29 protein-coding genes are annotated in these 23,835 nt (G+C 67.0%); all 29 read right to left on the reverse strand.

Annotated elements, in window-relative coordinates:
* Nucleotides 1–89 precede the first annotated feature (89 nt).
* The 29 genes from rplO to SMD20_RS25775 all read right to left on the reverse strand — a co-directional run bounded on the left by rplO (nt 90) and on the right by SMD20_RS25775 (nt 23,731).
* Complete coding sequence (rplO, locus tag SMD20_RS25635) at nt 90–545, reverse strand: 50S ribosomal protein L15 (RefSeq protein ID WP_329585533.1); 456 nt, start codon at nt 543–545, stop codon at nt 90–92.
* Nucleotides 546–547: 2 nt separating this feature from the next.
* The gene (gene rpmD, locus SMD20_RS25640) at nt 548–730 is read right to left on the reverse strand and encodes a 50S ribosomal protein L30 (RefSeq protein WP_020542293.1); all 183 of its coding nucleotides are present in this window, start codon (nt 728–730) and stop codon (nt 548–550) included.
* 2 nt (nt 731–732) lie between these two features.
* Complete coding sequence (gene rpsE / locus SMD20_RS25645) at nt 733–1,362, reverse strand: 30S ribosomal protein S5 (RefSeq protein WP_091090115.1); 630 nt, start codon at nt 1,360–1,362, stop codon at nt 733–735.
* Nucleotides 1,363–1,393: 31 nt separating this feature from the next.
* Nucleotides 1,394–1,777, reverse strand: a complete 384-nt coding sequence (gene rplR, locus SMD20_RS25650; RefSeq protein ID WP_091090113.1) for a 50S ribosomal protein L18 — start codon at nt 1,775–1,777, stop codon at nt 1,394–1,396.
* Nucleotides 1,778–1,779: 2 nt separating this feature from the next.
* Nucleotides 1,780–2,322, reverse strand: coding sequence for a 50S ribosomal protein L6 (gene rplF / locus SMD20_RS25655; RefSeq protein WP_329585542.1), 543 nt, complete (start codon nt 2,320–2,322; stop codon nt 1,780–1,782).
* 16 nt (nt 2,323–2,338) lie between these two features.
* Nucleotides 2,339–2,737, reverse strand: coding sequence for a 30S ribosomal protein S8 (gene rpsH / locus SMD20_RS25660; RefSeq protein ID WP_020542297.1), 399 nt, complete (start codon nt 2,735–2,737; stop codon nt 2,339–2,341).
* A 156-nt stretch (nt 2,738–2,893) separates the two neighbouring features.
* Nucleotides 2,894–3,079: a type Z 30S ribosomal protein S14 gene (locus tag SMD20_RS25665; protein WP_020542298.1), complete on the reverse strand. Its 186-nt coding sequence runs from the start codon at nt 3,077–3,079 to the stop codon at nt 2,894–2,896.
* Nucleotides 3,080–3,083: 4 nt separating this feature from the next.
* Nucleotides 3,084–3,659 (reverse strand): 50S ribosomal protein L5, encoded by a 576-nt coding sequence (rplE, locus tag SMD20_RS25670; RefSeq protein ID WP_091090107.1) that lies wholly within the window; start codon nt 3,657–3,659, stop codon nt 3,084–3,086.
* A complete protein-coding gene (gene rplX / locus SMD20_RS25675) occupies nt 3,659–3,955 on the reverse strand; it encodes a 50S ribosomal protein L24 (protein ID WP_329592671.1) in 297 nt (98 codons plus the stop codon). Before rplX ends, rplE begins: the two co-directional genes overlap by 1 nt.
* A gap of 8 nt (nt 3,956–3,963) precedes the next feature.
* A complete protein-coding gene (gene rplN, locus SMD20_RS25680) occupies nt 3,964–4,335 on the reverse strand; it encodes a 50S ribosomal protein L14 (RefSeq protein ID WP_026214151.1) in 372 nt (123 codons plus the stop codon).
* Between the two features lie 192 nt (nt 4,336–4,527).
* The gene (gene rpsQ, locus SMD20_RS25685; protein WP_329585547.1) at nt 4,528–4,836 is read right to left on the reverse strand and encodes a 30S ribosomal protein S17; all 309 of its coding nucleotides are present in this window, start codon (nt 4,834–4,836) and stop codon (nt 4,528–4,530) included.
* Nucleotides 4,829–5,065: a 50S ribosomal protein L29 gene (gene rpmC, locus SMD20_RS25690; protein ID WP_329585550.1), complete on the reverse strand. Its 237-nt coding sequence runs from the start codon at nt 5,063–5,065 to the stop codon at nt 4,829–4,831. Before rpmC ends, rpsQ begins: the two co-directional genes overlap by 8 nt.
* Nucleotides 5,065–5,484 (reverse strand): 50S ribosomal protein L16, encoded by a 420-nt coding sequence (gene rplP / locus SMD20_RS25695; protein WP_080043233.1) that lies wholly within the window; start codon nt 5,482–5,484, stop codon nt 5,065–5,067. The genes rpmC and rplP overlap by 1 nt, the downstream gene beginning before the upstream one ends.
* Before the next feature lie 2 nt (nt 5,485–5,486).
* Nucleotides 5,487–6,314: a 30S ribosomal protein S3 gene (gene rpsC, locus SMD20_RS25700; RefSeq protein WP_329585553.1), complete on the reverse strand. Its 828-nt coding sequence runs from the start codon at nt 6,312–6,314 to the stop codon at nt 5,487–5,489.
* On the reverse strand, nt 6,314–6,667 hold the full coding sequence (rplV, locus tag SMD20_RS25705) for a 50S ribosomal protein L22 (protein WP_020542306.1): 354 nt from the start codon (nt 6,665–6,667) through the stop codon (nt 6,314–6,316). Before rplV ends, rpsC begins: the two co-directional genes overlap by 1 nt.
* 31 nt (nt 6,668–6,698) lie before the next feature.
* Nucleotides 6,699–6,977: a 30S ribosomal protein S19 gene (gene rpsS / locus SMD20_RS25710; protein ID WP_030451498.1), complete on the reverse strand. Its 279-nt coding sequence runs from the start codon at nt 6,975–6,977 to the stop codon at nt 6,699–6,701.
* Between the two features lie 11 nt (nt 6,978–6,988).
* Nucleotides 6,989–7,825, reverse strand: coding sequence for a 50S ribosomal protein L2 (rplB, locus tag SMD20_RS25715; RefSeq protein WP_020542308.1), 837 nt, complete (start codon nt 7,823–7,825; stop codon nt 6,989–6,991).
* Between the two features lie 102 nt (nt 7,826–7,927).
* The gene (rplW, locus tag SMD20_RS25720; protein ID WP_329585558.1) at nt 7,928–8,230 is read right to left on the reverse strand and encodes a 50S ribosomal protein L23; all 303 of its coding nucleotides are present in this window, start codon (nt 8,228–8,230) and stop codon (nt 7,928–7,930) included.
* A complete protein-coding gene (gene rplD, locus SMD20_RS25725) occupies nt 8,230–8,880 on the reverse strand; it encodes a 50S ribosomal protein L4 (RefSeq protein ID WP_329585561.1) in 651 nt (216 codons plus the stop codon). Before rplD ends, rplW begins: the two co-directional genes overlap by 1 nt.
* A complete protein-coding gene (rplC, locus tag SMD20_RS25730; RefSeq protein WP_329585564.1) occupies nt 8,877–9,530 on the reverse strand; it encodes a 50S ribosomal protein L3 in 654 nt (217 codons plus the stop codon). The genes rplD and rplC overlap by 4 nt, the downstream gene beginning before the upstream one ends.
* 14 nt (nt 9,531–9,544) lie before the next feature.
* Nucleotides 9,545–9,853: a 30S ribosomal protein S10 gene (gene rpsJ / locus SMD20_RS25735; protein WP_012887830.1), complete on the reverse strand. Its 309-nt coding sequence runs from the start codon at nt 9,851–9,853 to the stop codon at nt 9,545–9,547.
* Nucleotides 9,854–10,107: 254 nt separating this feature from the next.
* Nucleotides 10,108–11,301 carry an elongation factor Tu gene (gene tuf, locus SMD20_RS25740; RefSeq protein WP_020542312.1) on the reverse strand — a complete coding sequence of 398 codons (1,194 nt, stop codon included), beginning with the start codon at nt 11,299–11,301 and terminating at the stop codon, nt 10,108–10,110.
* A 110-nt stretch (nt 11,302–11,411) separates the two neighbouring features.
* Nucleotides 11,412–13,460: an elongation factor G gene (gene fusA, locus SMD20_RS25745; RefSeq protein WP_442942609.1), complete on the reverse strand. Its 2,049-nt coding sequence runs from the start codon at nt 13,458–13,460 to the stop codon at nt 11,412–11,414.
* Between the two features lie 90 nt (nt 13,461–13,550).
* Entirely contained in the window at nt 13,551–14,021 is a 471-nt protein-coding gene (gene rpsG / locus SMD20_RS25750; RefSeq protein WP_020542314.1) for a 30S ribosomal protein S7, read from the reverse strand.
* Between the two features lie 2 nt (nt 14,022–14,023).
* Nucleotides 14,024–14,398, reverse strand: a complete 375-nt coding sequence (gene rpsL, locus SMD20_RS25755) for a 30S ribosomal protein S12 (RefSeq protein ID WP_020542315.1) — start codon at nt 14,396–14,398, stop codon at nt 14,024–14,026.
* A 508-nt stretch (nt 14,399–14,906) separates the two neighbouring features.
* Nucleotides 14,907–18,782: a DNA-directed RNA polymerase subunit beta' gene (locus SMD20_RS25760; protein ID WP_329585572.1), complete on the reverse strand. Its 3,876-nt coding sequence runs from the start codon at nt 18,780–18,782 to the stop codon at nt 14,907–14,909.
* A 17-nt stretch (nt 18,783–18,799) separates the two neighbouring features.
* Entirely contained in the window at nt 18,800–22,267 is a 3,468-nt protein-coding gene (gene rpoB, locus SMD20_RS25765) for a DNA-directed RNA polymerase subunit beta (protein ID WP_329585575.1), read from the reverse strand.
* A gap of 469 nt (nt 22,268–22,736) precedes the next feature.
* The gene (locus tag SMD20_RS25770) at nt 22,737–23,228 is read right to left on the reverse strand and encodes a hypothetical protein (protein WP_329585578.1); all 492 of its coding nucleotides are present in this window, start codon (nt 23,226–23,228) and stop codon (nt 22,737–22,739) included.
* 2 nt (nt 23,229–23,230) lie between these two features.
* Nucleotides 23,231–23,731, reverse strand: a complete 501-nt coding sequence (locus tag SMD20_RS25775) for a hypothetical protein (RefSeq protein WP_329585580.1) — start codon at nt 23,729–23,731, stop codon at nt 23,231–23,233.
* Between the last annotated feature and the right edge of the window lie 104 nt (nt 23,732–23,835).

Genomic DNA, 23,835 nt, shown 5'->3' on the forward strand with positions numbered 1-23,835 from the left:
CCGGACAGAAGCCTGCCGTCTCGCGAACTCTAACGCACTACGGGCGTGGGAGCCCATTGTCAGGGCCCCCACGCCTCGTCATAGCGTTACTACAGCTCGGTAACGGAGCCACCGGCGGCGGCAATCTTCTCCTTCGCGGCGGACGAGAAGGCGTGAGCCTGCACGTTGACCGCGACGGAGATCTCACCGGTGCCGAGGACCTTCACGAGCTGGTTCTTGCGAACAGCACCCTTGGCGACCAGCGCCTCGACGGTGACCTCGCCACCCTCGGGGAACAGCTCACCGATCCGGTCCAGGTTGACGACCTGGTAGGTCGTCTTGAACAGGGCGTTGGAGAAGCCCTTGAGCTTCGGCAGACGCCTCTGCAGCGGCACCTGGCCACCCTCGAAGCCCGGGAGCATCGTGGTGCGGGCGTGCGTGCCCTTGGTGCCCCGACCGGCCGTCTTGCCCTTGGACGCCTCGCCGCGACCCTTGCGGATCTTGGACTTGTTGGCGCCCGGGGCCGGACGGAGGTCGTGAATCTTGAGCGGAGCCTTGTCAGTCATGACTAGTCGACCTCTTCCACCTCGACGAGGTGCGTCACCACGGCGACCATCCCGCGAATCTCGGGACGGTCCTCCTTGACGACGACGTCGCCGATTCGCTTCAGGCCAAGCGAACGCAGCGAGTCACGCTGGTTCTGCTTGCCACCGATCTTCGAGCGAACCTGAGTGATCTTCAGGCGTGCCATGACTAGCTCACCGCCTTCGCGGCCGCCGCCTCGGCGAGACCCTCGCGCTGAGCCTTCAGCATCCGGGCCGGAGCGACGTCCTCGATCGGCAGGCCACGGCGGGCGGCGATCTCCTCGGGGCGCGAGAGGCCCTTCAGAGCCGCCACGGTGGCGTGCACGATGTTGATCGGGTTGTCGGAGCCGAGCGACTTCGACAGGACGTCGTGGATGCCGGCGCACTCCAGCACCGCGCGCACCGGGCCACCGGCGATGACGCCGGTACCGGCCGAGGCCGGGCGCAGGAAGACGACACCGGCCGCCTCCTCGCCCTGCACGGTGTGCGGGATGGTGCCCTGGATGCGGGGCACCTTGAAGAAGTGCTTCTTGGCCTCTTCGACGCCCTTGGCGATGGCCGCGGGCACTTCCTTGGCCTTGCCGTAACCGACGCCGACCAGGCCGTTGCCGTCACCGACGACGACGAGGGCGGTGAAGCTGAAGCGACGACCACCCTTCACGACCTTGGCCACTCGGTTGATCTTCACTACGCGCTCGATGTACGAGACGCCCTTGTCGGCGGCGCCACCGCGGCGATCGTCACGACGGTCCCGCCGCTCGCCACCGGTGCCGCCACCGCGACGCGGAGCTGCAGCCATCAGTGGTTCCTCATCTCAGCATTTGCGGTCATCAGAATTCGAGCCCACCTTCGCGGGCGCTGTCCGCCAGCGCGGCGATGCGCCCCGCGTAGCGGTTGCCACCGCGGTCGAAGACGACCTTGGTGATCCCGGCTTCCTTGGCCCGCTGAGCGAGGAGCTCGCCGACCTTCTTCGCCTTCTCGGTCTTGTCCGCCTCCAGCGTGCGCAGCGAGGGGTCCATGGTGGACGCGCTCACCAGCGTGTGGCCGACGGAGTCGTCCACGATCTGGACGAACATGTGACGGGTCGAGCGGTTGACGACCAGGCGCGGACGCTCGGCCGTACCGACGACGAACTTGCGGACGCGGCGGTGACGGCGGGCCCGCGAGACGGTGCGGGCAGCCGTGTGCTTGCTGAACGCAGTCTTCGGAGCCATGCCTACTTACCAGCCTTTCCGACCTTGCGGCGGATCTGTTCGCCCTGGTAGCGCACGCCCTTGCCCTTGTACGGGTCAGGCTTGCGCAGCTTGCGGATGTTCGCGGCGACCTCGCCGACCTTCTGCTTGTCGATGCCGTCCACGTGGAACAGCGTCGGCTTCTCGACGCGGAAGGTGACGCCCTCGGGGGCGTCCACGATGACCGGGTGGCTGAAGCCCAGGGAGAACTCCAGCTGCGTCGGGCCCTTGGCCTGGACGCGGTAACCGACGCCGACGATCTCCAGGGACTTCGAGTAGCCCTGGGTCACGCCCTGCACCATGTTGGCGATGAGCGTGCGCGAGAGGCCGTGCAGGGCACGGACCTTGTTCTCGTCGTTGGGACGGGTGACGGCGATGGAGCCGTCGTCGTCGCGACCCACCTGAATGGGGTCCGCGACATTGTGAGTAAGCGTGCCCTTAGGGCCCTTCACCTGAACGCTCTGGCCGTCGATCGTGATGTCCACGCCACTGGGCACAGGGATGGGCAGCCGTCCGATACGCGACATGCTGGGTTCCTCCCCTCTACCAGACGTAGGCGAGGACTTCCCCGCCCACGCCACGCTTGCCGGCCTGCTTGTCGGTCATGAGGCCGTGGGACGTCGAGATGATCGCGACGCCCAGCCCGCCCAGGACTCGAGGCAGATTGTCCTTCTTCGCATAGACCCGCAGGCCGGGCTTGGAGACCCGGCGCAGACCCGCGAGCGACCGCTCACGGGTCGGCCCGAACTTGAGCTCCACGACAAGGTTCTTGCCAACCTTGGCGTCCTCGACGGTCCAGGCCTGGATGTAGCCCTCCTGCTGGAGGATCTCGGCGATGTGCGCCTTGATCTTCGAGTACGGCATCGACACGCTGTCGTGGTACGCCGAATTCGCGTTGCGCAGACGCGTGAGCATGTCTGCGATCGGGTCGGTCATCGTCATGGCCAGTGGCCTTCCTCGCCGCGGTTTCCAGTCGGCCAAGCAGCGCTCTGCCGGTGGACCTTCGGCGCGGTCACGGACGCCCGCACCGGGCGTCCTGATCCTTGTACTACGAAAATATGAGTGCCTGGTGAGCGGCACAGCCGCTCACCAGGTTACCTACCAGCTCGACTTGGTGATGCCGGGCAGCTCGCCACGGTGCGCCATCTCGCGGAAGCACACGCGGCAGAGGCCGAACTTCCTGTAGACGGCGCGGGGACGGCCGCACCGCGAGCACCGGGTGTAGGCCCGGACCTCGAACTTCTGCTTGCGCCCCGCCTTGGCGATCAGCGACTTCTTCGCCATTGGATCAGGCCTCCTTGAACGGGAAGCCGAGGAGCTTCAGCAGCGCCCGGCCCTGGTCGTCGTTGGTCGCGGTGGTCACGATCGTGATGTCCATGCCACGCGGCCGGTCGACCTTGTCCTGGTCGACCTCGTGGAACATGACCTGCTCGGTCAGACCGAAGGTGTAGTTCCCGTTGCCGTCGAACTGCTTGGGCGAAAGGCCGCGGAAGTCACGGATACGGGGCAGCGCGAGCGCGAGCAGCCGGTCCAGGAACTCCCACATGCGGTCGCCGCGCAGCGTGACGTGCGCGCCGATCGGCATGCCCTCACGCAGCTTGAACTGCGCGATGGACTTGCGGGCCCGGACGACGGCCGGCTTCTGGCCGGTGATCGCGGTGAGGTCGCGAACCGCGCCCTCGATCAGCTTGGAGTCGCGAGCCGCCTCGCCGACACCCATGTTGACCTTGATCTTGGTCAGACCGGGGATCTGCATGACGTTCTTGATGTCGAACTGCTCGCGAAGCTGCGAGGCGATCTCCTCGCGGTACTTCGTCTTGAGCCGGGGCGTCGGGCGCTCGGTCTCAGTGGTGGTGGCGGTCATCAGCTGTCCTCACCCGTCTTCTCGTCGGCCTTCTTCTCGTCGGCCTTCTTGTCGGCGGGCTTGTCGTCCTTGAGCTTCTTCACGTTCGAGACGTGGATGGGGCCCTCCATGGTCTGCACGCCGCCGGTCTTGGCGCCGCGCGGACCCTGGTGGGTCTCCTTCGCGTGCTTCTTGATCATGTTGACGCCCTCGACGACCACGCGGTCCTCGGTGGGGAGCGCGGCGATGACCCGGCCCTTGGCGCCCTTGTCCTTGCCGGCGATGACCTCGACCAGGTCACCCTTCTTCACATGCAGCTTCGGCATTACAGCACCTCCGGGGCGAGCGAGATGATGCGCATGAACTTCTTGTCACGCAGCTCGCGGCCGACCGGGCCGAAGATACGAGTGCCACGAGGGTCACCGCTGTCCTTGATGATGACGGCGGCGTTCTCGTCGAAGCGGATGTAGGAGCCGTCGGGCCGGCGCCGCTCCTTGACAGTGCGGACGATGACGGCCTTGACCACGTCGCCCTTCTTGACGCCCGTGCTGCCCGGCAGCGCGTCCTTGACAGTGGCGACGATGACGTCGCCGATACCGGCGTAGCGTCGGCCTGAGCCACCGAGCACACGGATGCAAAGGATCTCCTTCGCGCCCGTGTTGTCGGCGACCTTGAGCCGCGACTCCTGCTGGATCACGTTAACTCCTGTTAGTCGCGCCGGTTCTCATCGCTGAGCCTGGCGGAACCTGATGTTGTCTTGTTCCCACGGCCACAGCCCCGCTGGGGCCGCACCGCAGGCGACGCGAGGCCCCGGAGGACCCCGCGTCCTTGGACGCCGTCATGGGGGCTCTGGAGAGCCCCCACGGGGCGCGGTATATGCGAGAGGGCCTTACTTGGCCTTCTCGAGGATCTCCACGACCCTCCACCGCTTGGTGGCGGAGAGGGGGCGGGTCTCCATCAGCAGCACGCGGTCGCCGACGCCGCAGGCGTTGGCCTCGTCGTGCGCCTTGTACTTGGTCGTCCGGCGGATGACCTTGCCGTACAGGCGGTGCTTGACGCGGTCCTCGACGGCGACGACGACGGTTTTGTCCATCTTGTCGCTGACGACGAGGCCCTCACGCACCTTGCGGAAGTGCCGCTGGGTGCCCTCGGCCTCGGCCGCGCCGGCCTCGGTGCTGGTGGTGGTCTCGTCAGCCATCGCTCGTCTCCTTCTCGACCGTGACGATGCCGAGCTCCCGCTCACGCATCACGGTGTAGATACGGGCGATCTCGCGGCGGACGGCCCGCAGCCGCCCGTGGCTCTCCAACTGACCGGTCGCCGCCTGGAAGCGGAGGTTGAACAGCTCCTCCTTCGCCTCCTTCAGCTTCTGGACCAGGGTGTCCTGGTCCTCGAGCCGCAGCTCGCCGGCGGTCAGGCCCTGTGCCATCACGCCTCACCCACTTCACGCTTAACGATCTTGCACTTCATCGGGAGCTTGTGGATCGCACGCTGAAGCGCCTCGCGAGCGATCGGCTCCGCCACGCCGGACAGCTCGAACATCACGCGTCCGGGCTTGACGTTGGCGATCCACCACTCCGGCGAACCCTTACCGGAACCCATGCGGGTCTCGGCAGGCTTCTTCGTGAGCGGACGGTCGGGGTAGATGTTGATCCACACCTTGCCGCCACGGCGGATGTGACGGGTCATGGCGATACGAGCCGACTCGATCTGGCGGTTGGTCACGTAGGAGTGCTCAACGGCCTGAATGCCGAACTCGCCGAACACGACCCTGGTGCCGCCCTTGGCGGCTCCGCTGCGGTCGGGCCGGTGCTGCTTGCGGTGCTTGACCCTGCGCGGGATCAGCATGGTCAGCTCCCTTCAGCACCCGGCTGCGCGGCCGGGCCGGTCTCGGGGGCGGCCTGCGCGGCCGCCTCGGTGCGGGGGGCGCGGCCACCGCGACGTGCGCGGTCGCCGCCACGGCGCGGACGGTCGCCGCCACCGCGACGGTCGTCACGCTCGCGACGCTGGCCGGCCCGGGCGCCGGCGGCAGCCGCCTCGCGCTCGGCGCGGCTGGTCGGAGCCTCGCCCTTGTAGATCCAGACCTTCACGCCGATGCGGCCGAAGGTCGTACGGGCCTCGTAGAAGCCGTAGTCGATGTCCGCGCGGAGGGTGTGCAGCGGCACGCGGCCCTCGCGGTAGAACTCCGACCGGGACATCTCGGCGCCGCCCAGACGACCGGAGCACTGGACACGGATGCCCTTGGCGCCGGACTTCATGGCCGACTGCATCGCCTTGCGCATGGCGCGACGGAACGAGACACGGCTGGACAGCTGCTCGGCGACGCCCTGCGCGACGAGCTGCGCGTCGATCTCCGGGTTCTTGACCTCGAGGATGTTGAGCTGGACCTGCTTCTTGGTCAGCTTCTCCAGGTCACCGCGGATGCGGTCGGCCTCGGCGCCGCGGCGGCCGATCACGATGCCGGGACGCGCGGTGTGGATGTCCACCTGCACGCGGTCCGTGGTGCGCTCGATCTCGACCTTGGAGATGCCGGCCCGCTCCATGCCCTTCTGGAGCATGCGGCGGATCGCGACGTCCTCGGCGACGTACGACTTGTACAGCTTGTCGGCGTACCACCGGCTCTTGAAGTCGGTCGTGATGCCGAGGCGGAACCCGTGCGGGTTAACCTTCTGGCCCACTATCGGGTCCTTCCCTTCGGCTCGCGGGACTCCACGATCACGGTGATGTGGCTCGTCCGCTTGTTGATCCGATAGGCACGACCCTGTGCACGCGGGCGGAACCGCTTCAGCGTCGGGCCCTCGTCGACCCAGGCCCGGCTGACGACGAGCGTCTGCGGGTCGAGGTCGAAGTTGTGCTCGGCGTTCGCCATGGCGCTGCTGAGCACCTTGTAGATCGGCTCGCTCGCCGACTGGGGAGCGAACTGCAGCACGGCCTGCGCCTCCGAAGCGGGCAGCCCGCGAATGAGGTCCACCACACGGCGGGCCTTCTGGGGCGTGACGCGGACGAACCGCGCCTGAGCCCTGGCTTCCATCGCTTACTCCTCTGAATGCTTCTGAAGGCGTCTATCGCCGGCTGCGCCGGTCTTCCTTGACGTGGCTGCGGAACGTCCGCGTCGGGGCGAACTCTCCGAGCTTGTGACCGATCATCGACTCGGTGACGAACACCGGGACGTGCTTGCGGCCGTCGTGCACGGCGATCGTGTGCCCGAGCATGTCGGGAACGATCATGGAGCGCCGCGACCACGTCTTGATGACGTTCTTGGTGCCCTTCTCGTTCTGGGCGTCCACCTTCTTCTGCAGGTGGTCGTCCACGAAGGGACCCTTCTTAAGGCTACGTGGCATTTCGGCTGCTCCTACCGCTTCTTCCTCTTGCTGCGACGCCGGATGATCAGCCGGTCGCTGGCCTTGTTCGCCTGGCGGGTGCGGCCCTCGGGCTTGCCCTTCGGGTTCACCGGGTGGCGACCACCGGAGGTCTTGCCCTCACCACCACCGTGCGGGTGGTCGACGGGGTTCATCGCGACACCGCGGACGGTGGGGCGCTTGCCCTTCCACCGCATACGGCCGGCCTTGCCCCAGTTGATGTTGGCCTGCTCGGCGTTGCCGACCTGGCCGACCGTCGCCCGGCAGCGCACGTCGACCATGCGCATCTCACCGGACGGCATACGCAGGGTGGCGTACTGGCCTTCCTTGGCGAGCAGCTGGATCTGGGCGCCGGCGGAACGACCGAGCTTGGCGCCGCCGCCCGGACGGAGCTCCACCGCGTGGATGAAGGTACCGGTCGGGATGTTGCGCAGCGGCAGGCAGTTGCCCGTCTTGATGTCGGCCGCGGGGCCGTTCTCGATGCGGTCGCCCTGCTTGAGGCCCGTCGGCGCGATGATGTAGCGCTTCTCACCGTCGGCGTAGTGCAGCAGAGCGATGTTGGCGGTGCGGTTGGGGTCGTACTCGATGTGAGCGACCTTCGCCGGGATGCCGTCCTTGTCATGCCTACGGAAGTCGATGATCCGGTAGGCGCGCTTGTGCCCGCCGCCCTGGTGGCGTGCGGTCACCCGGCCGTGAACGTTACGGCCGCCCTTGTTGTGAAGGGGCGCAAGCAGCGACTTCTCGGGCTCGCTGCGGGTGATCTCGGAGAAGTCCGAGACACTCGATCCGCGGCGACCGGGAGTCGTCGGCTTGTATTTACGGATGCCCATCTTTTTCGTTCATCCTTCGTCGGTTACATGGATGAGCCCGCCGCACGAGCGTGCGGCGGTCTCACCCCGCGGACCTCGGGGGCCCGCTCTTTCTTCTGGCTGCTAGCCGATCTGACCGAAGATGTCGATCCGATCGCCCTCGACCAGGCTCACGATCGCGCGCTTGGTGTCGGGACGCTTGCCGTAGCCGGTGCGGGTGCGCTTGCGCTTGCCCTGCCGGTTGATCGTGTTCACGCTGGTGACCTTGACCCCGAAGATCTGCTCGACGGCGATCTTGACCTGGGTCTTGTTCGCGGTCTTCTTCACCAGGAACGTGTACTTGTTGTTCTCGTCGATCAGGCCGTAGCTCTTCTCGGAGACGACCGGCTTGATGATGACGTCGCGCGGGTCGGCGATCTTGTCCATCAGGCCTCTTCCTTCCCGCTGTTGCTCAGGCGAGCGACGACCTGGTCGTAGGCCTCCTGGGTGAAGACCACGTCGTCGTGCACGAGCACGTCGTAGGTGTTGAGCTGCCCGGCGTCCAGCAGGTGGACCTCCGGAGCGTTGCGCAGGCTCAGCCAGGTCAGCTCGTCGGCCTCGTCGACGACGACGAGGACGCGCGGGGCCTGGGTGATCTTGCGCAGGGCCTCCAGCGCCGCCTTGGTCTTCGGGGTCTCCCCCGTGACCAGCGAGCTGACCACGTGCACGCGGCTGCCGCTCGCGCGGTCGGACAGCGCGCCGCGGAGCGCGGCGGACTTCATCTTCTTGGGCGTGCGCTGGGAGTAGTCGCGCGGCACGGGGCCGTGGACGACGCCACCGCCGGCGAACTGCGGCGCGCGGGTCGAGCCCTGACGGGCGCGGCCGGTGCCCTTCTGGCGGTACGGCTTCTTGCCGCCGCCGGAGACCTCACCACGGGTCTTGGCCTTGTGGGTGCCCTGCCGGCGAGCGGCGAGCTGGGCCACGACCACCTGGTGGATCAGCGGGACGTTGACCTTGGCCCCGAAGATGTCCTCGGGGAGGTCGACGGTGCCGGTCTTCGCGCCGCTGGCGTCGAGGACGTCAATAGTGGTGCTCACTTGGCAGCCCCCTTCTTGGCAGCGGTACGGACGAGGACCAGGCTGCCGTTGGCGCCGGGAATCGCACCCTTGATGAGGATGAGACCCTTCTCGGCGTCCACGGCGTGAACCTTGAGGCTCTGCACGGTGGTGCGGACGTTACCCATCCGGCCAGCCATGCGCAGACCCTTGAAAACGCGGCCCGGGGTGGCGCAGCCACCGATGGAACCCGGCGAGCGGTGCTTGCGCTGCGTACCGTGCGACGCACCCAGACCACCGAAGCCGTGCCGCTTCATGACACCGGCGAAGCCCTTGCCCTTGCTCTTGCCCGTCACGTCGACGAACTGGCCGGCCTCGAAGGTGTCGGCCAGCAGCTCCTGGCCGATGGTGTAGTCGCTCGCGTCGTCGGTGCGGATCTCCGCGAAGTAACGGCGCGGGGTGATGTCGTGCTTGCGCAGGTAGTCGCCGAGCGGCTTGTTGACCTTCCGGGGGTCGACCTGCCCGTAGCCGAGCTGAACGGCGGTGTAGCCGTCCTTCTCTGCGGTGCGGACCCGGGTCACCACGCACGGACCGGCCTCGACCACGGTCACCGGTACGATCCGGTTGTCCGCGTCGAAGACCTGGGTCATGCCGAGCTTCTTGCCCAGGACGCCCTTGATCGTCTTAGCCATGTCAGTGCGTTCCCTCAGAGCTTGATCGAAATGTCGACACCCGCGGGGAGGTCGAGCCGCATGAGCGAGTCGACCGTCTTGGGGGTCGGGTCGATGATGTCAATCAGCCGCTTGTGCGTGCGCATCTCGAAGTGCTCGCGGCTGTCCTTGTACTTGTGCGGCGAGCGGATGACGCAGTACACGTTCTTCTCGGTCGGCAGCGGCACCGGGCCCGCGACCTTCGCGCCAGTCCGCGTCACCGTCTCGACGATCTTCTTGGCCGAGCTGTCGATGACCTCGTGGTCATAGGCCTTAAGCCGGATGCGGATCTTCTGTCCCGCCATAGTGGCCTCGGTGTCCTTCGCTGTCGTCTGAAAAAGTATCGTGCGGCCTGTTGCCGCTATGTCTGTGCAGGTCGATGCCTGCTTTGACCCCACGAGGCAGACGTAGTCGATCTGCCTTTTCTTCCGTGATCCGGCAGTGACTTCGGTCACTTGCGGCCGAATTCACTGCTGGATCACGGCGCCTTGCGCGAGGTCCACGCGGAACGGCGGTCGGGCCCTGGATGGGGGGCCCGACCGCCGCCCCGACGGTCTGGCTACTTGATGATCTTCGTGACCCGACCGGCGCCGACGGTGCGGCCACCCTCACGGATCGCGAACTTCAGGCCTTCCTCCATGGCGATGGGCTGGATCAGCTCAACGCGCATCTCGGTGTTGTCGCCCGGCATGACCATCTCGGTGCCCTCGGGGAGGTTCACCACGCCGGTCACGTCCGTCGTACGGAAGTAGAACTGCGGGCGGTAGTTGTTGAAGAACGGCGTGTGCCGGCCGCCCTCGTCCTTGGACAGGATGTAGACCTGGCCCTCGAACTCGGTGTGCGGGGTGGTCGTGCCCGGCTTGATGATGCACTGGCCGCGCTCGACGTCGTCGCGCTTGATGCCGCGGAGCAGCAGGGCGGCGTTGTCGCCGGCGTGACCCTCGTCGAGCATCTTGTTGAACATCTCGATGCTGGTGACGGTGGTCGTCGTCTTCTCCGGCTTGATGCCGATGATGTCGACCTGCTCGTTGACCTTGACGATGCCGCGCTCGATACGGCCGGTGACGACCGTGCCGCGACCGGTGATCGAGAAGACGTCCTCGACCGGCATGAGGAACGGCTTCTCCGTCTCACGCGGCGGCTCGGGGACGTTCTCGTCCACGGCGTTCATGAGCTCGATGATGCTGTCGGCCCACTTCTCGTCGCCCTCGAGGGCCTTGAGCGCGGACACACGCACCACGGGCAGGTCGTCGCCGGGGAACTCCTGCGCCGACAGGAGCTCGCGAACCTCGAGCTCGACGAGCTCCAGGATCTCCTCGTCGTCCACCATGTCGGACTTGTTGAGGGCCACGACGATGTAGGGGACGCCGACCTGGCGGGCCAGGAGGACGTGCTCCTTCGTCTGCGGCATCGGGCCGTCGGTGGCGGCGACCACGAGGATGGCGCCGTCCATCTGAGCGGCACCGGTGATCATGTTCTTCACGTAGTCGGCGTGACCGGGGCAGTCCACGTGGGCGTAGTGGCGCTTCTCGGTCTGGTACTCGACGTGCGCGATGGAGATCGTGATGCCGCGAGCCTTCTCCTCGGGCGCCTTGTCGATCTTGTCGAACGGGGTCGCCTTGTTGAGCTCGGGGTAACGGTCGTGAAGCACCTTGGTGATCGCCGCGGTCAGAGTGGTCTTGCCGTGGTCGATGTGTCCAATGGTGCCGATGTTCATGTGCGGCTTGGTCCGCTCGAACTTGGCCTTGCCCACTGGTTCTCTCCTTGAGAATCTGACTGACTATCGTCTACACACTCGGGCCCGGGAGAACCCAGACCCCTAGGCGGTGGGGTGGCTCGCACCACCCCACCAGGGACCGGAACCTATTCGCCCCGGGCCTTCGCGACGATCTCCTTGGCGATGCCCGGGGGCACCTCCGCGTAGGAGTCGAACTGCATGCTGTAGCTCGCGCGCCCCTGCGTCTTGCTACGCAGGTCGCCCACGTAGCCGAACATCTCAGACAGCGGCACGAGCGCCTGGACGACGCGGGCGCCGGCCCGCTCGTCCATCGCCTGGATCTGCCCGCGGCGACCGTTGAGGTCACCGATGACATCACCCATGTAGTCCTCGGGCGTGGTGACCTCGACGGCCATCATCGGCTCGAGAAGCACTGCGTCGGCCTTGCGCGCGGCCTCCTTGAAGGCCATCGAGCCGGCGATCTTGAAGGCCATTTCCGAGGAGTCGACGTCGTGCGCGGCACCGTCGATGAGCGTCACCTTCACGCCCACCATCGGGTAGCCGGCCAGCACGCCGAACTCGGCGGCCTCCTGGGCGCCCGCGTCGACCGACGGGATGTACTCCCTCGGAACGCGGCCACCCGTGACCTTGTTCTCGAACTCGTAGCCGTCGTTGCCCTCACCCAGCGGCTCGAGGTTGATGATCACCCGCGCGAACTGACCGGAACCACCGGTCTGCTTCTTGTGGGTGTAGTCGAGCTTCTCCACCTTGCGGCGGATGGTCTCGCGGTAGGCCACCTGCGGGCGGCCGACGTTGGCCTCGACCTTGAACTCGCGACGCATCCGGTCGACGAGGATCTCCAGGTGAAGCTCGCCCATGCCCCAGATGACCGTCTGACCGGTCTCCTCGTCACGGCGGACCTGGAAGGACGGGTCCTCCTCGGCCAGCCGCTGGATGGCGGTCGACAGCTTCTCCTGGTCGCCCTTGGTCTTGGGCTCGATCGCGACGTTGATGACCGGGGCCGGGAACGTCATCGACTCGAGCACGACCTGGTTGGACGGGTCGGACAGGGTGTCGCCGGTCGTGGTGTCCTTCAGACCCATGACCGCGACGATCTGGCCGGCGATCGCCGTCGGGCGCTCCTCGCGCTTGTTGGCGTGCATCTGGTAGATCTTGCCGATCCGCTCCTTCTTCCCCTTCACAGAGTTGATGACCTGTGAACCGGTCTCGAGCGTGCCCGAGTAGATGCGGATGTAGGTGAGCTTGCCCAGGTGCGGGTCGCTGGCGATCTTGAAGGCCAGGGCGGAGAACGGCTCGGTCGGGTCCGCGTGCCGCTCGATGACCTTCTCCTCGTTGCCGACCGCGTGGCCCTTGAAGGCCGGGATGTCGGTCGGCGCGGGGAGGTAGGCCACGATGGCGTCGAGCAGGGGCTGCACGCCCTTGTTCTTGAACGCGGTGCCGCACAGCACCGGGTTGATGGCGCTGGCCAGCGTCGCGCGGCGCAGGGCCGCGACCAGCTGCTCCTCGGAGGGCTCGGTGCCCTCGAGGAAGAGCTCCATCAGCTCGTCGTCGTTCTCGGCGACCGTCTCGATGAGGCGGTCACGCCACTCACGAGCGGCGTCGGCGTGGTCGGCCGGGATGTCGACGGTGTCGTACATCTCGCCCTTGGCCGCCTCGGCGCTCCAGAGCAGAGCCTTCATCTTGATGAGGTCGATGACGCCCTTGAAGTCGGCCTCGACGCCCAACGGGAGCTGGATGACGGCCGGCGTGGCGCCCAGACGGCTGACCATCATGTCGACGCAGCGGTGGAACTCCGCGCCGACCCGGTCCATCTTGTTCACGAAACAGATGCGCGGGACGTTGTAGCGGTCCGCCTGACGCCACACCGTCTCTGACTGGGGCTCAACACCGGCGACACCGTCGAACACGGCGACCGCGCCGTCGAGGACGCGGAGCGAACGCTCCACCTCGATGGTGAAGTCGACGTGACCCGGGGTGTCGATGATGTTGATCGTGTGACCGATCCACTCGCAGGTCGTCGCGGCAGACGTGATGGTGATGCCGCGCTCCTGCTCCTGCTCCATCCAGTCCATGGTGGCTGCGCCCTCGTGGACTTCACCGATCTTGTAGTTGATGCCGGTGTAGAACAGGATGCGCTCGGTCGTGGTGGTCTTGCCCGCGTCGATATGGGCCATGATCCCGATGTTGCGGACCTTGGCCAGGTCAAGAGCGGTCGTAGCGGCCACTGTAACTCGCGTCCTCGTCGTCTCGTCGGACCCGCCGGGTTACCAGCGGTAGTGGGCGAAGGCCTTGTTGGACTCGGCCATCTTGTGGGTGTCCTCGCGCTTCTTGACGCTCGCCCCGAGGCCGTTGCTGGCGTCGAGGAGCTCGTTCATGAGGCGCTCGGTCATGGTCTTCTCGCGGCGGGCGCGGGAGTACTGCACCAGCCAGCGCAGGGCCAGGGTGGTGCTGCGCGCGGCGCGCACCTCGACCGGCACCTGGTAGGTCGCGCCACCGACGCGACGGCTGCGGACCTCGAGGGTCGGCTTGACGTTGTCAAGCGCGCGCTTCAGGGTGACGACCGGGTCGTTGCCGGTCTTCTCCCTGCAGCCCTCAAGGGCGCCGTACACGATCGACTGGGCGATGGAACGCTTGCCGTCGAGGAGGACCTTGTTGATCAGGGCGGTAACCAGGGGCGAGCTGTAGACCGGGTCGGCCATGAGCTGCCGACGGCCAGGAGAACCCTTACGAGGCATTGTTAGCTCTTCTCCTTCTTCGCGCCGTAGCGGCTGCGGGCCTGCTTGCGGTTGCGGACACCCTGGGTGTCGAGCGAACCGCGGATGATCTTGTAGCGAACACCAGGCAGGTCCTTCACACGACCGCCACGCACGAGCACGATGGAGTGCTCCTGGAGGTTGTGACCCACACCGGGGATGTAAGCCGTGACCTCGATGCCGTTCGTGAGCCGAACGCGGGCCACCTTGCGCAGTGCCGAGTTGGGCTTCTTCGGGGTCGTGGTGTAAACGCGCTGGCAGACGCCGCGCCGCTGCGGACTCCCCTTGAGGGCAGGAGTCTTGGTCTTGGAGACCTTGTCCTGCCGGCCCTTGCGGACCAACTGCTGAATAGTGGGCACTGCCACTCCGTTTCGTGCCTTGGCCGGTGTCACGTCATTGGTGGTGCTTTTCGCAGGCACTGCCGGTGTCATGACCTGCTGATTTTCTCCGTCCCGGTGCCCCCGCGCTCGGGCGTGTCGCGCTGTTCACGCAGACTTCCCGCGAGGTTTACGAGCCGGAAGACCGTCCTGCGCTTGTCATGAGCGCACGGTCGAGAGCCCGCATGAGAACGGGCACGATGCTCAAGACTACCCAGGCCCGAGCGACACGTCAAAACGGCGCAGCATGCCCAGCAAGCCATGCCGCTCCGGGTCGTCGGGGCCCTGCTTCATCAGGCGTCTCGCATTGCGGCCCGTCCCACAGCTCCCGGCCAATGATATAGGCCCTGGCGAGCTTTCGTTCGCGGTACGCCGAACCGTCACCGGACCGCGACCGGAAACGACGCCCCCGCAGCCCTGAGCGCCCCGGAGAAGCGACGCGCCCGGGCCCCTCGGCAAGAGGGACCCGGGCGCACCGTACGTCGCGGATTTACCGGTTGTACTGGCCGAAGTCGTACTCCTCCAGCGGCACGGCCTCGCCGCTGCCGGTGCCGAAGGTGTAGTCGGCCGCCGAGCCGTCGTAACCGCCGACGGTGTACATGGCCGCCTTGGCCTCCTCGGTCGGCTCCACCCGGATGTTGCGGTATTGGGGCATGCCCGTGCCGGCCGGGATGAGCTTACCGATGATGACGTTCTCCTTCAGGCCCAGGAGCGAGTCGGACTTGGCGTGGATCGCCGCGTCCGTCAGGACCCTGGTGGTCTCCTGGAAGGAGGCCGCCGACAGCCACGACTCGGTGGCCAGCGAGGCCTTGGTGATGCCCATGAGCACCGGACGGCCCGCGGCCGGGCTGCCGCCCTCGGCCACCGTCTCGCGGTTCATCTGCTCGAACCTCGGCCGCTCGACGAGCTCGCCGGGCAGCAGGTCGGTGTCGCCGGACTCCAGGACGTTGACCCGCTTGAGCATCTGCCTGACGATGATCTCGATGTGCTTGTCGTGGATCGACACACCCTGCGACCGGTAGACCTGCTGGACCTCCGCCACCAGGTGCAGCTGCACGGCCCGCGGGCCGAGGATGCGCAGCACCTCGTTGGGGTTGACCGCACCGGCCACGAGCTGGGTGCCGACCGAGACGCGGTCACCGTCCTGCACGAGCAGGCGCGAACGCATCGAGACCGGGTAGGCGATCTCCTCCGAGCCGTCGTCCGGAGTGATGACGATCTTCCGGGTCTTGTCGGTCTCGTCGATCCTGGCCCGGCCCTCGGCCTCGGAGATCGGGGCGACACCCTTGGGGATGCGCGCCTCGAACAGCTCCGTGACACGGGGCAGACCGTGGGTGATGTCGGCGCCCGCCACACCACCGGTGTGGAAGGTCCGCATCGTCAGCTGCGTGCCGGGCTCACCGATCGACTGGGCGGCGATGATGCCGACCGCCTCGCCGACGTCCACGAGCTTGCCGGTCGCCAGCGAGCGGCCGTAGCAGGTGGCGCAGACACCGATCTTCGCCTCGCACACCAGCGCGCTGCGGGTGCGCACGGTCTCGACGCCGGCCTCGACCAGCTTCGTGACGTGGATGTCGTTGATGTCGACACCCGCCGGGACGATGACCTTGCCGTCGACCTCGACGTCCTCGGCCAGGATGCGCCCGTGCACGTTGGACTCGGCGTTCTCCGCCTTGACCAGGTTGCCCGAGGAGTCCCTGTCGCCGACGTGCAGCGGGACCGCGCGGTCGGTGCCGCAGTCGATCTCACGCACGATGACGTCCTGCGCGACGTCCACCAGACGACGGGTCAGGTAGCCCGAGTCGGCGGTGCGCAGCGCGGTGTCGGCCAGACCCTTCCGCTGACCGTGGGTGGAGATGAAGTACTCCAGCACCGACAGGCCCTCGCGGAACGAGGCCTTGATCGGCCGCGGGATCGTCTCACCCTTGGTGTTGGACACCAGGCCGCGGATGCCGGCGATCTGCCGGACCTGCATCTTGTTGCCTCGGGCGCCGGAGTTGACCATCATCCAGACCGGGTTGGTCGCCGGGAAGGCGTTGACCATGTCGGTCTCGACGTCGGCCGTCGCGTGCGTCCAGATCTCGATGAGCTCCTGGCGGCGCTCCTCGTCGGTGATCAGACCGCGCTCGTACTCGCGCTGGACCTTGTCGGCCCGGCGCTCGTAGTTCTCCATGATGTCGGTCTTGTTCGGCGGCGCGACGACGTCCTCGATCGAGATCGTGACGCCGGAGCGCGTCGCCCACCGGAAGCCGGCGTCCTTGAGCGCGTCGAGCGAAGCGGCGACCTCGATCTTCGGGTAGGTCTCCGCCAGCTCGTTCACGATCTGGGACAGCTGCTTCTTGCCGACCTGGAAGTCGACGAACGGGTAGCTGACCGGCAGCGTCTGGTTGAACAGGCACCGCCCGAACGTGGTCTCCAGCCGGACCGCGTCGCCCTGCTCCCAACCCTCGGGAGCAACCCAGGCGCGCGGCGGCAGGACGTCCTTGAGCCGAATCTGGATCTTGGCCTGGATGTCCAGCTCGCGGCGGTCGAAGGCCATCTGCGCCTCGGCCACCGAGCCGAACACGCGGCCCTCGCCCTTCGCGCCTTCCTTCATGGTCGTCAGCCAGTAGAGGCCGATGACCATGTCCTGGGTCGGCATGGTGACGGGCTTGCCGTCGGCCGGCTTGAGGATGTTGTTGGTCGAGAGCATCAGGATGCGCGCCTCGGCCTGGGCCTCGGCCGACAGCGGCAGGTGCACGGCCATCTGGTCGCCGTCGAAGTCCGCGTTGAACGCGGTGCAGACGAGCGGGTGGATCTGGATGGCCTTGCCCTCGACGAGCTGCGGCTCGAACGCCTGGATGCCCAGACGGTGGAGCGTCGGAGCGCGGTTGAGCAGCACGGGGTGCTCGGTGATGACCTCTTCGAGCACGTCCCACACCACCGGGCGGGCGCGCTCGACCATGCGCTTGGCCGACTTGATGTTCTGGGCGTGGTTGAGATCGACCAGCCGCTTCATCACGAACGGCTTGAACAGCTCCAGCGCCATCTGCTTGGGCAGGCCGCACTGGTGCAGCTTGAGCTGCGGGCCGACGACGATGACCGAACGGCCGGAGTAGTCGACTCGCTTGCCCAGCAGGTTCTGGCGGAAACGACCCTGCTTGCCCTTGAGCATGTCGCTGAGGGACTTCAGCGGACGGTTGCCGGGGCCGGTGACCGGACGGCCGCGCCGGCCGTTGTCGAACAGCGCGTCCACGGCCTCCTGGAGCATCCGCTTCTCGTTGTTCACGATGATCTCGGGCGCGCCGAGGTCGAGCAGACGCTTGAGGCGGTTGTTCCGGTTGATGACCCGGCGGTAGAGGTCGTTGAGGTCGGAGGTCGCGAAGCGGCCACCGTCGAGCTGCACCATCGGCCGCAGGTCCGGCGGGATCACCGGGATGCAGTCGAGCACCATGCCGCGCGGCGAGTTGGTGGTGTTGAGGAACGCCGACACCACCTTGAGCCGCTTGAGCGCGCGGGCCTTCTTCTGGCCCTTGCCGCTGCGGATCGTCTCGCGGAGGTTCTCGGCCTCGGCGTCAAGGTCGAAGCCGATCAGGCGGTCCTGGATGGCCTGCGCGCCCATGCCGCCCTTGAAGTAGCGGCCGAAGCGGTCGCGCATCTCGCGGTAGAGCAGCTCGTCGCCCTCGAGGTCCTGGACCTTGAGGTTCTTGAAGCGGCTCCAGACCTCCTCCAGGCGGTCCAGCTCGCGCTGGGCCCGGTCACGGAGCTGGCGCATCTCGCGCTCGGCGCCCTCACGGACCTTGCGGCGCTGGTCGCCCTTGGCGCCGGCGGCCTCAAGCTCGGCCAGGTCGGTCTCGAGCTTCTTCTGCCGGGACTCGACGTCGGCGTCGCGGCGCTGCTCGATGTGCTGCCGCTCGACGGAGATCTTCGCCTCCAGCGAGGGCAGGTCACGCTCACGCATCTCGGTGTCGACATGCGTGATCATGTAGGCCGCGAAGTAGATGACCTTCTCCAGGTCCTTCGGGGCCAGGTCGAGCAGGTAGCCGAGACGCGACGGGACGCCCTTGAAGTACCAGATGTGCGTGACCGGCGCGGCCAGCTCGATGTGGCCCATCCGCTCACGACGCACCTTGGCGCGGGTCACCTCGACGCCGCAGCGCTCACAGATGATGCCCTTGAAGCGGACGCGCTTGTACTTGCCGCAGTAGCACTCCCAGTCGCGGGTCGGACCGAAGATCTTCTCGCAGAAGAGCCCGTCCTTTTCCGGCTTGAGTGTGCGGTAGTTGATGGTCTCCGGCTTCTTGACCTCGCCGTGCGACCACTGACGGATGTCGTCGGCCGTCGCCAGCCCGATCCGAAGCTCGTCGAAGAAGTTGACGTCCAGCATTATGTGCGATCTCCCCCTCAGACTTCTTCCACGCTGCTCGGCTCACGCCGGGACAGATCGATGCCGAGCTCCTCCGCGGCGCGGAAGACGTCCTCGTCGGTGTCACGCATCTCGATGGACATGCCGTCGCTGGAGAGCACCTCGACGTTGAGGCACAGCGACTGCATTTCCTTGATGAGGACCTTGAAGGACTCCGGGATGCCGGGCTCGGGGATGTTCTCGCCCTTGACGATGGCCTCGTAGACCTTCACGCGGCCGAGGACGTCGTCGGACTTGATGGTCAGGAGCTCCTGCAGGGCGTAGGCGGCGCCGTACGCCTCCAGCGCCCACACCTCCATCTCACCGAAGCGCTGGCCACCGAACTGGGCCTTACCGCCGAGCGGCTGCTGGGTGATCATGGAGTACGGGCCGGTCGACCGAGCGTGAATCTTGTCGTCGACCAGGTGGAGCAGCTTGAGGATGTAGATGTAGCCGACCGAGATCGGGTACGGGAACGGCTCACCGGAGCGGCCGTCGAACAGCTGGGCCTTGCCGGAGGGCTGGACCATCCGCTGGCCGTCGCGGTTGGGCACGGTGTTCTGGAGCAGACCGACGATCTCCTCCTCGTGCGCGCCGTCGAAGACCGGGGTGGCGACGTTGGTGCGCGGCTCGACCTGGCCGAAGCCCTTGTCGCGCAGCCGCTCGGCCCACGCCTCCTCGATGCCCGAGATGTCCCAGCCACGGGCGGCGATCCACCCGAGGTGGGTCTCCAGCACCTGGCCGACGTTCATCCGGCCGGGGACGCCCAGCGGGTTGAGGATGATGTCGACCGGGGTGCCGTCCTCCAGGAACGGCATGTCCTCGACCGGCAGGATCTTGGAGATGACGCCCTTGTTGCCGTGGCGGCCGGCCAGCTTGTCGCCGTCGGTGATCTTGCGCTTCTGCGCGACGTAGACGCGGACCAGCTCGTTGACGCCCGGAGGAAGCTCGTCGCCCTCCTCGCGGGAGAACACCCGGACGCCGATGACCTTGCCGGACTCGCCGTGCGGCACCTTCAGCGAGGTGTCACGCACCTCGCGGGCCTTCTCGCCGAAGATCGCGCGCAGCAGCCGCTCCTCCGGGGTCAGCTCGGTCTCGCCCTTCGGGGTGACCTTGCCGACCAGGATGTCGCCGGGGACGACCTCGGCGCCGATGCGGATGATGCCGCGCTCGTCGAGGTCGGCCAGCACCTCCTCGGAGACGTTGGGGATGTCGCGGGTGATCTCCTCGGGGCCCAGCTTGGTGTCGCGGGCGTCGACCTCGTGCTCCTCGATGTGGATCGACGACAGCACGTCGTCCTGCACCAGGCGCTGGGACAGGATGATCGCGTCCTCGTAGTTGTGGCCCTCCCACGGCATGAACGCCACCAGGAGGTTCTTGCCCAGCGCCATCTCGCCCTTGTCGGTGCAGGGGCCGTCGGCGATGACCTGGTTGACCTCCACCCGGTCGCCCTCGGCGACGATGGGCTTCTGGTTGAAGCTGGTGCCCTGGTTGGAACGCTTGAACTTGGCCACGCGGTAGGTGGTGCGCGTCCCGTCGTCGTTCATGACCGTGACGTAGTCGGCGGAGACCTCCTCGACCACACCGGCCTTCTCGGCGCTGATGACGTCGCCGGCGTCGGTCGCGGCACGGTATTCCATGCCGGTGCCGACCAGCGGCGCCTCGCTCTTGAGCAGCGGCACCGACTGGCGCTGCATGTTGGAGCCCATGAGCGCGCGGTTGGCGTCGTCGTGCTCGAGGAACGGGATCATCGCCGTCGCCACCGACACCATCTGGCGCGGCGACACGTCGATGTAGTCGACCTCCTCGGCACGGGCGAGCTCGGTCTCACCGCCCTTGGTGCGGACCAGGACGCGGGCCTCGGCGAACGAGCCGTCGGCGTTGAGCGCCGTGTTGGCCTGCGCCTTGACGTAGCGGTCCTCCTCGTCGGCGGTGAGGTAGTCGATCTGCTCGGTCACCTTGCCGTCGACGACCTTGCGGTAGGGCGTCTCGACGAACCCGAAGGCGTTGATGCGGCCGTAGGAGGCCAGCGAGCCGATCAGGCCGATGTTGGGACCTTCAGGGGTCTCGATCGGGCACATCCGGCCGTAGTGGGACGGGTGCACGTCACGGACCTCGAAGCCGGCCCGCTCACGGGACAGACCACCGGGGCCCAGCGCGGACAGACGCCGCTTGTGCGTCAGGCCGGCGAGCGGGTTGGTCTGGTCCATGAACTGCGACAGCTGGGAGGTGCCGAAGAACTCCTTGATCGACGCCACGACCGGCCGGATGTTGATCAGGGTCTGCGGCGTGATCGCCTCGACGTCCTGGGTCGTCATCCGCTCGCGAACCACCCGCTCCATGCGGGCGAGGCCGAGCCGGACCTGGTTCTGGATCAGCTCGCCGACGCTGCGCAGGCGGCGGTTGCCGAAGTGGTCGATGTCGTCGACCTCGACGATCACCTCACCGTTGGCGCCCGGCATCGACTCCTCGCCGGCGTGCAGCCGGACGATGTACTCGATCGTGGCGACGATGTCCTCTTCGGTCAGGGTGCCCTGCGTGATCTCCGAGTCGACCCCGAGCTTCTTGTTGATCTTGTAGCGGCCCACCTTCGCCAGGTCGTACCGCTTGGCGTTGAAGTACAGATTCTCCAGCAGCGTCTGCGCCGACTCCTTGGTCGGCGGCTCACCCGGCCGCAGCTTGCGGTAGATGTCCAGCAGCGCGTCGTCCTGACCCGCCGTGTGATCCTTCTCCAGCGTCGCCCGCATCGACTCGTACTGGCCGAACCGCTCCAGAATCTGGTCGGTCGTCCAGCCCAGGGCCTTCAGCAGCACCGTCACGGCCTGCTTGCGCTTCCGGTCGATACGCACACCGACGCTGTCGCGCTTGTCGATCTCGAACTCCAGCCAGGCCCCCCGCGACGGGATCACCTTGCACCCGTACAGGTCCTTGTCGGAGGTCTTGTCCACAGTGCGCTCGAAATACACACCGGGCGAACGGACCAGCTGCGAGACCACGACACGCTCGGTGCCGTTGATGATGAACGTGCCCTTCGGCGTCATGAGCGGGAAATCACCCATGAACACCGTCTGGCTCTTGATCTCACCAGTGGTGTTATTGATGAACTCCGCCGTGACGAACATCGGGGCGGAGTAGGTCATGTCCTTGTCTTTGCACTCGTCTACGGAGTACTTCGGCGGCTCGAACCGGTGATCGCGGAACGACAAGGACATGGTCCCCGAGAAGTCCTCGATCGGACTGATCTCTTCGAAGATCTCTTCGAGGCCCGACTGGGTCGGGACGTCCCTGCGCCCGGCCTGGCGAGCCGCCTCTACCCGGGCCTTCCACTTGTCGTTGCCGAGCAGCCAGTCGAAAGACTCGGTCTGCAGGGCCAGAAGGTCAGGAACTTCGAGCGGCTCCTGGATACGCGCGAAAGACACGCGACGGGGACCAGCGGGTACGGCGGAGGCGTTGCGCGAGGCTGCCAACAGATGTCCTTCCGAGGGCTCGCGGCGGACTGACTACACGCACGCCAGACAACCTCGCAACGTGAGCAAGCATCACGGGTCGTCAAAGGGCAGCGCAAAGGGGCAGTGTAGCCGATCGGCACACGCCTGTCCACTTCGCTCTCGCTGCATGCTCCACGTTGGTCGCAGCATCGCCCGTTCGGGCGGATACGTCAAGCCCACGAGCCCGACTAATAGCCGGTTCGGGCCCGGACGCTGGGTTTTCTTCCCTGCGCGACAGATCGCCTACCGCCATGGCCCAAGACGATACCCGCGAACGGGGGCGGTTAACGCTCTGTCACACCGAGGGTCGAACCCATGCCGATCACCGGTGTAGCTGTGACTGGATTACCCGCCACTTGGACGGCGCTAAACCAGATTTTTGGTAACAATTGAACCCGGAGGCGCGCCCGGGGACTCCGGGCGCAGGTCATCGGCCCTGCGGCGGGCCTCACGCGCTCCCCAGGAGCGTGGAGAGATCGGCGGCCAGCCAGCGCTCCCCCTGGCGGACCATGACGAGCCTGGCACGGTTCTGGGCCACCTGCTGCTGCGGCCCGGACTGACCGGGCACCTGTCTGACCGTACCCATGTTCACGAAGAGCAGAACCTCGACGCGGTCGGGACTTGCGCTCTCGACCGCCGCCCCCGCGACGGCGGCGGTCCGTACGATCTTCTCCGCCTTGGCCCGCGTGACCAGGCTGGTGGCCAGCTCCTTGTAGTGCCGGGTGAGCTCGCCGGTGGTGTGCCCGCCGGCCCGCGCGAGGTCCTGCTCGATCGTGCGGTAGTCGTAGGAGAGCAACTGGGGGGCGACCTGCCGGGCGGCGGCCATCGCGGAGTCGCCGGCCGCGTCGGCCTCCCGCAGGTCGCGCAGGTTGAACCACATGGTCGGCACCAGCACGGCGCCCACCGCCACCAGGACGCCCAGCAGCACGATCGCGAACATCCTCACAGCACCTGCACCGCCTTCGACACCAGCCAGACGCCGCCGACCTTCTCCAGCTCCATCGACCAGCGGTAGTAGCGCTCCTGGGCCGGGCTGTCGGAGCCGTCCCAGTGGATCTCCACGTCGGCGACCGCCAGTGCCCTGGCCTTGCCGCCGGTCAGCGAGACCAGGCCCGTGGCGCGCAGCACGCCGGTCTGGACGACCTTGCTCTCCACGGTGGTGGTCTTCAGCTTGGCGGCGGTGGCGACGTACTCGGCTCTCGCCGGGCCCGTGGAGGTGTCGAGGATGCGCTGCAGGTCGGCGTCCACGGTGCGGTAGTCGAGCGAGACGAGGTTCCTGGCGTGGGCGCCGGCGGCCAGCAGCACGGCCTCTCGGTCCCCCGCCCTGCCCTGCACCTCGCGGGCCTCGGCGGCGATCCAGGCGCCCATGCCCACGAGCACCGCCAGCATCCCGCCGAGCACCGCGATCACGATGCGCGCGGAACGGACGCCCAGCCATGTCATGACCGCTCACCCCTCCCAGATCGCCGGATCATAACGCGGCGTCCGTTCCGGGAGTCCCGGAAACGACCGAGGCGGTGTGGTAACGGGGGCGAAGGTGGATGTGT

The sequence above is a fragment of the Nonomuraea sp. LP-02 genome, from assembly GCF_036289125.1.
GTDB lineage: Bacteria > Actinomycetota > Actinomycetes > Streptosporangiales > Streptosporangiaceae > Nonomuraea > Nonomuraea bangladeshensis.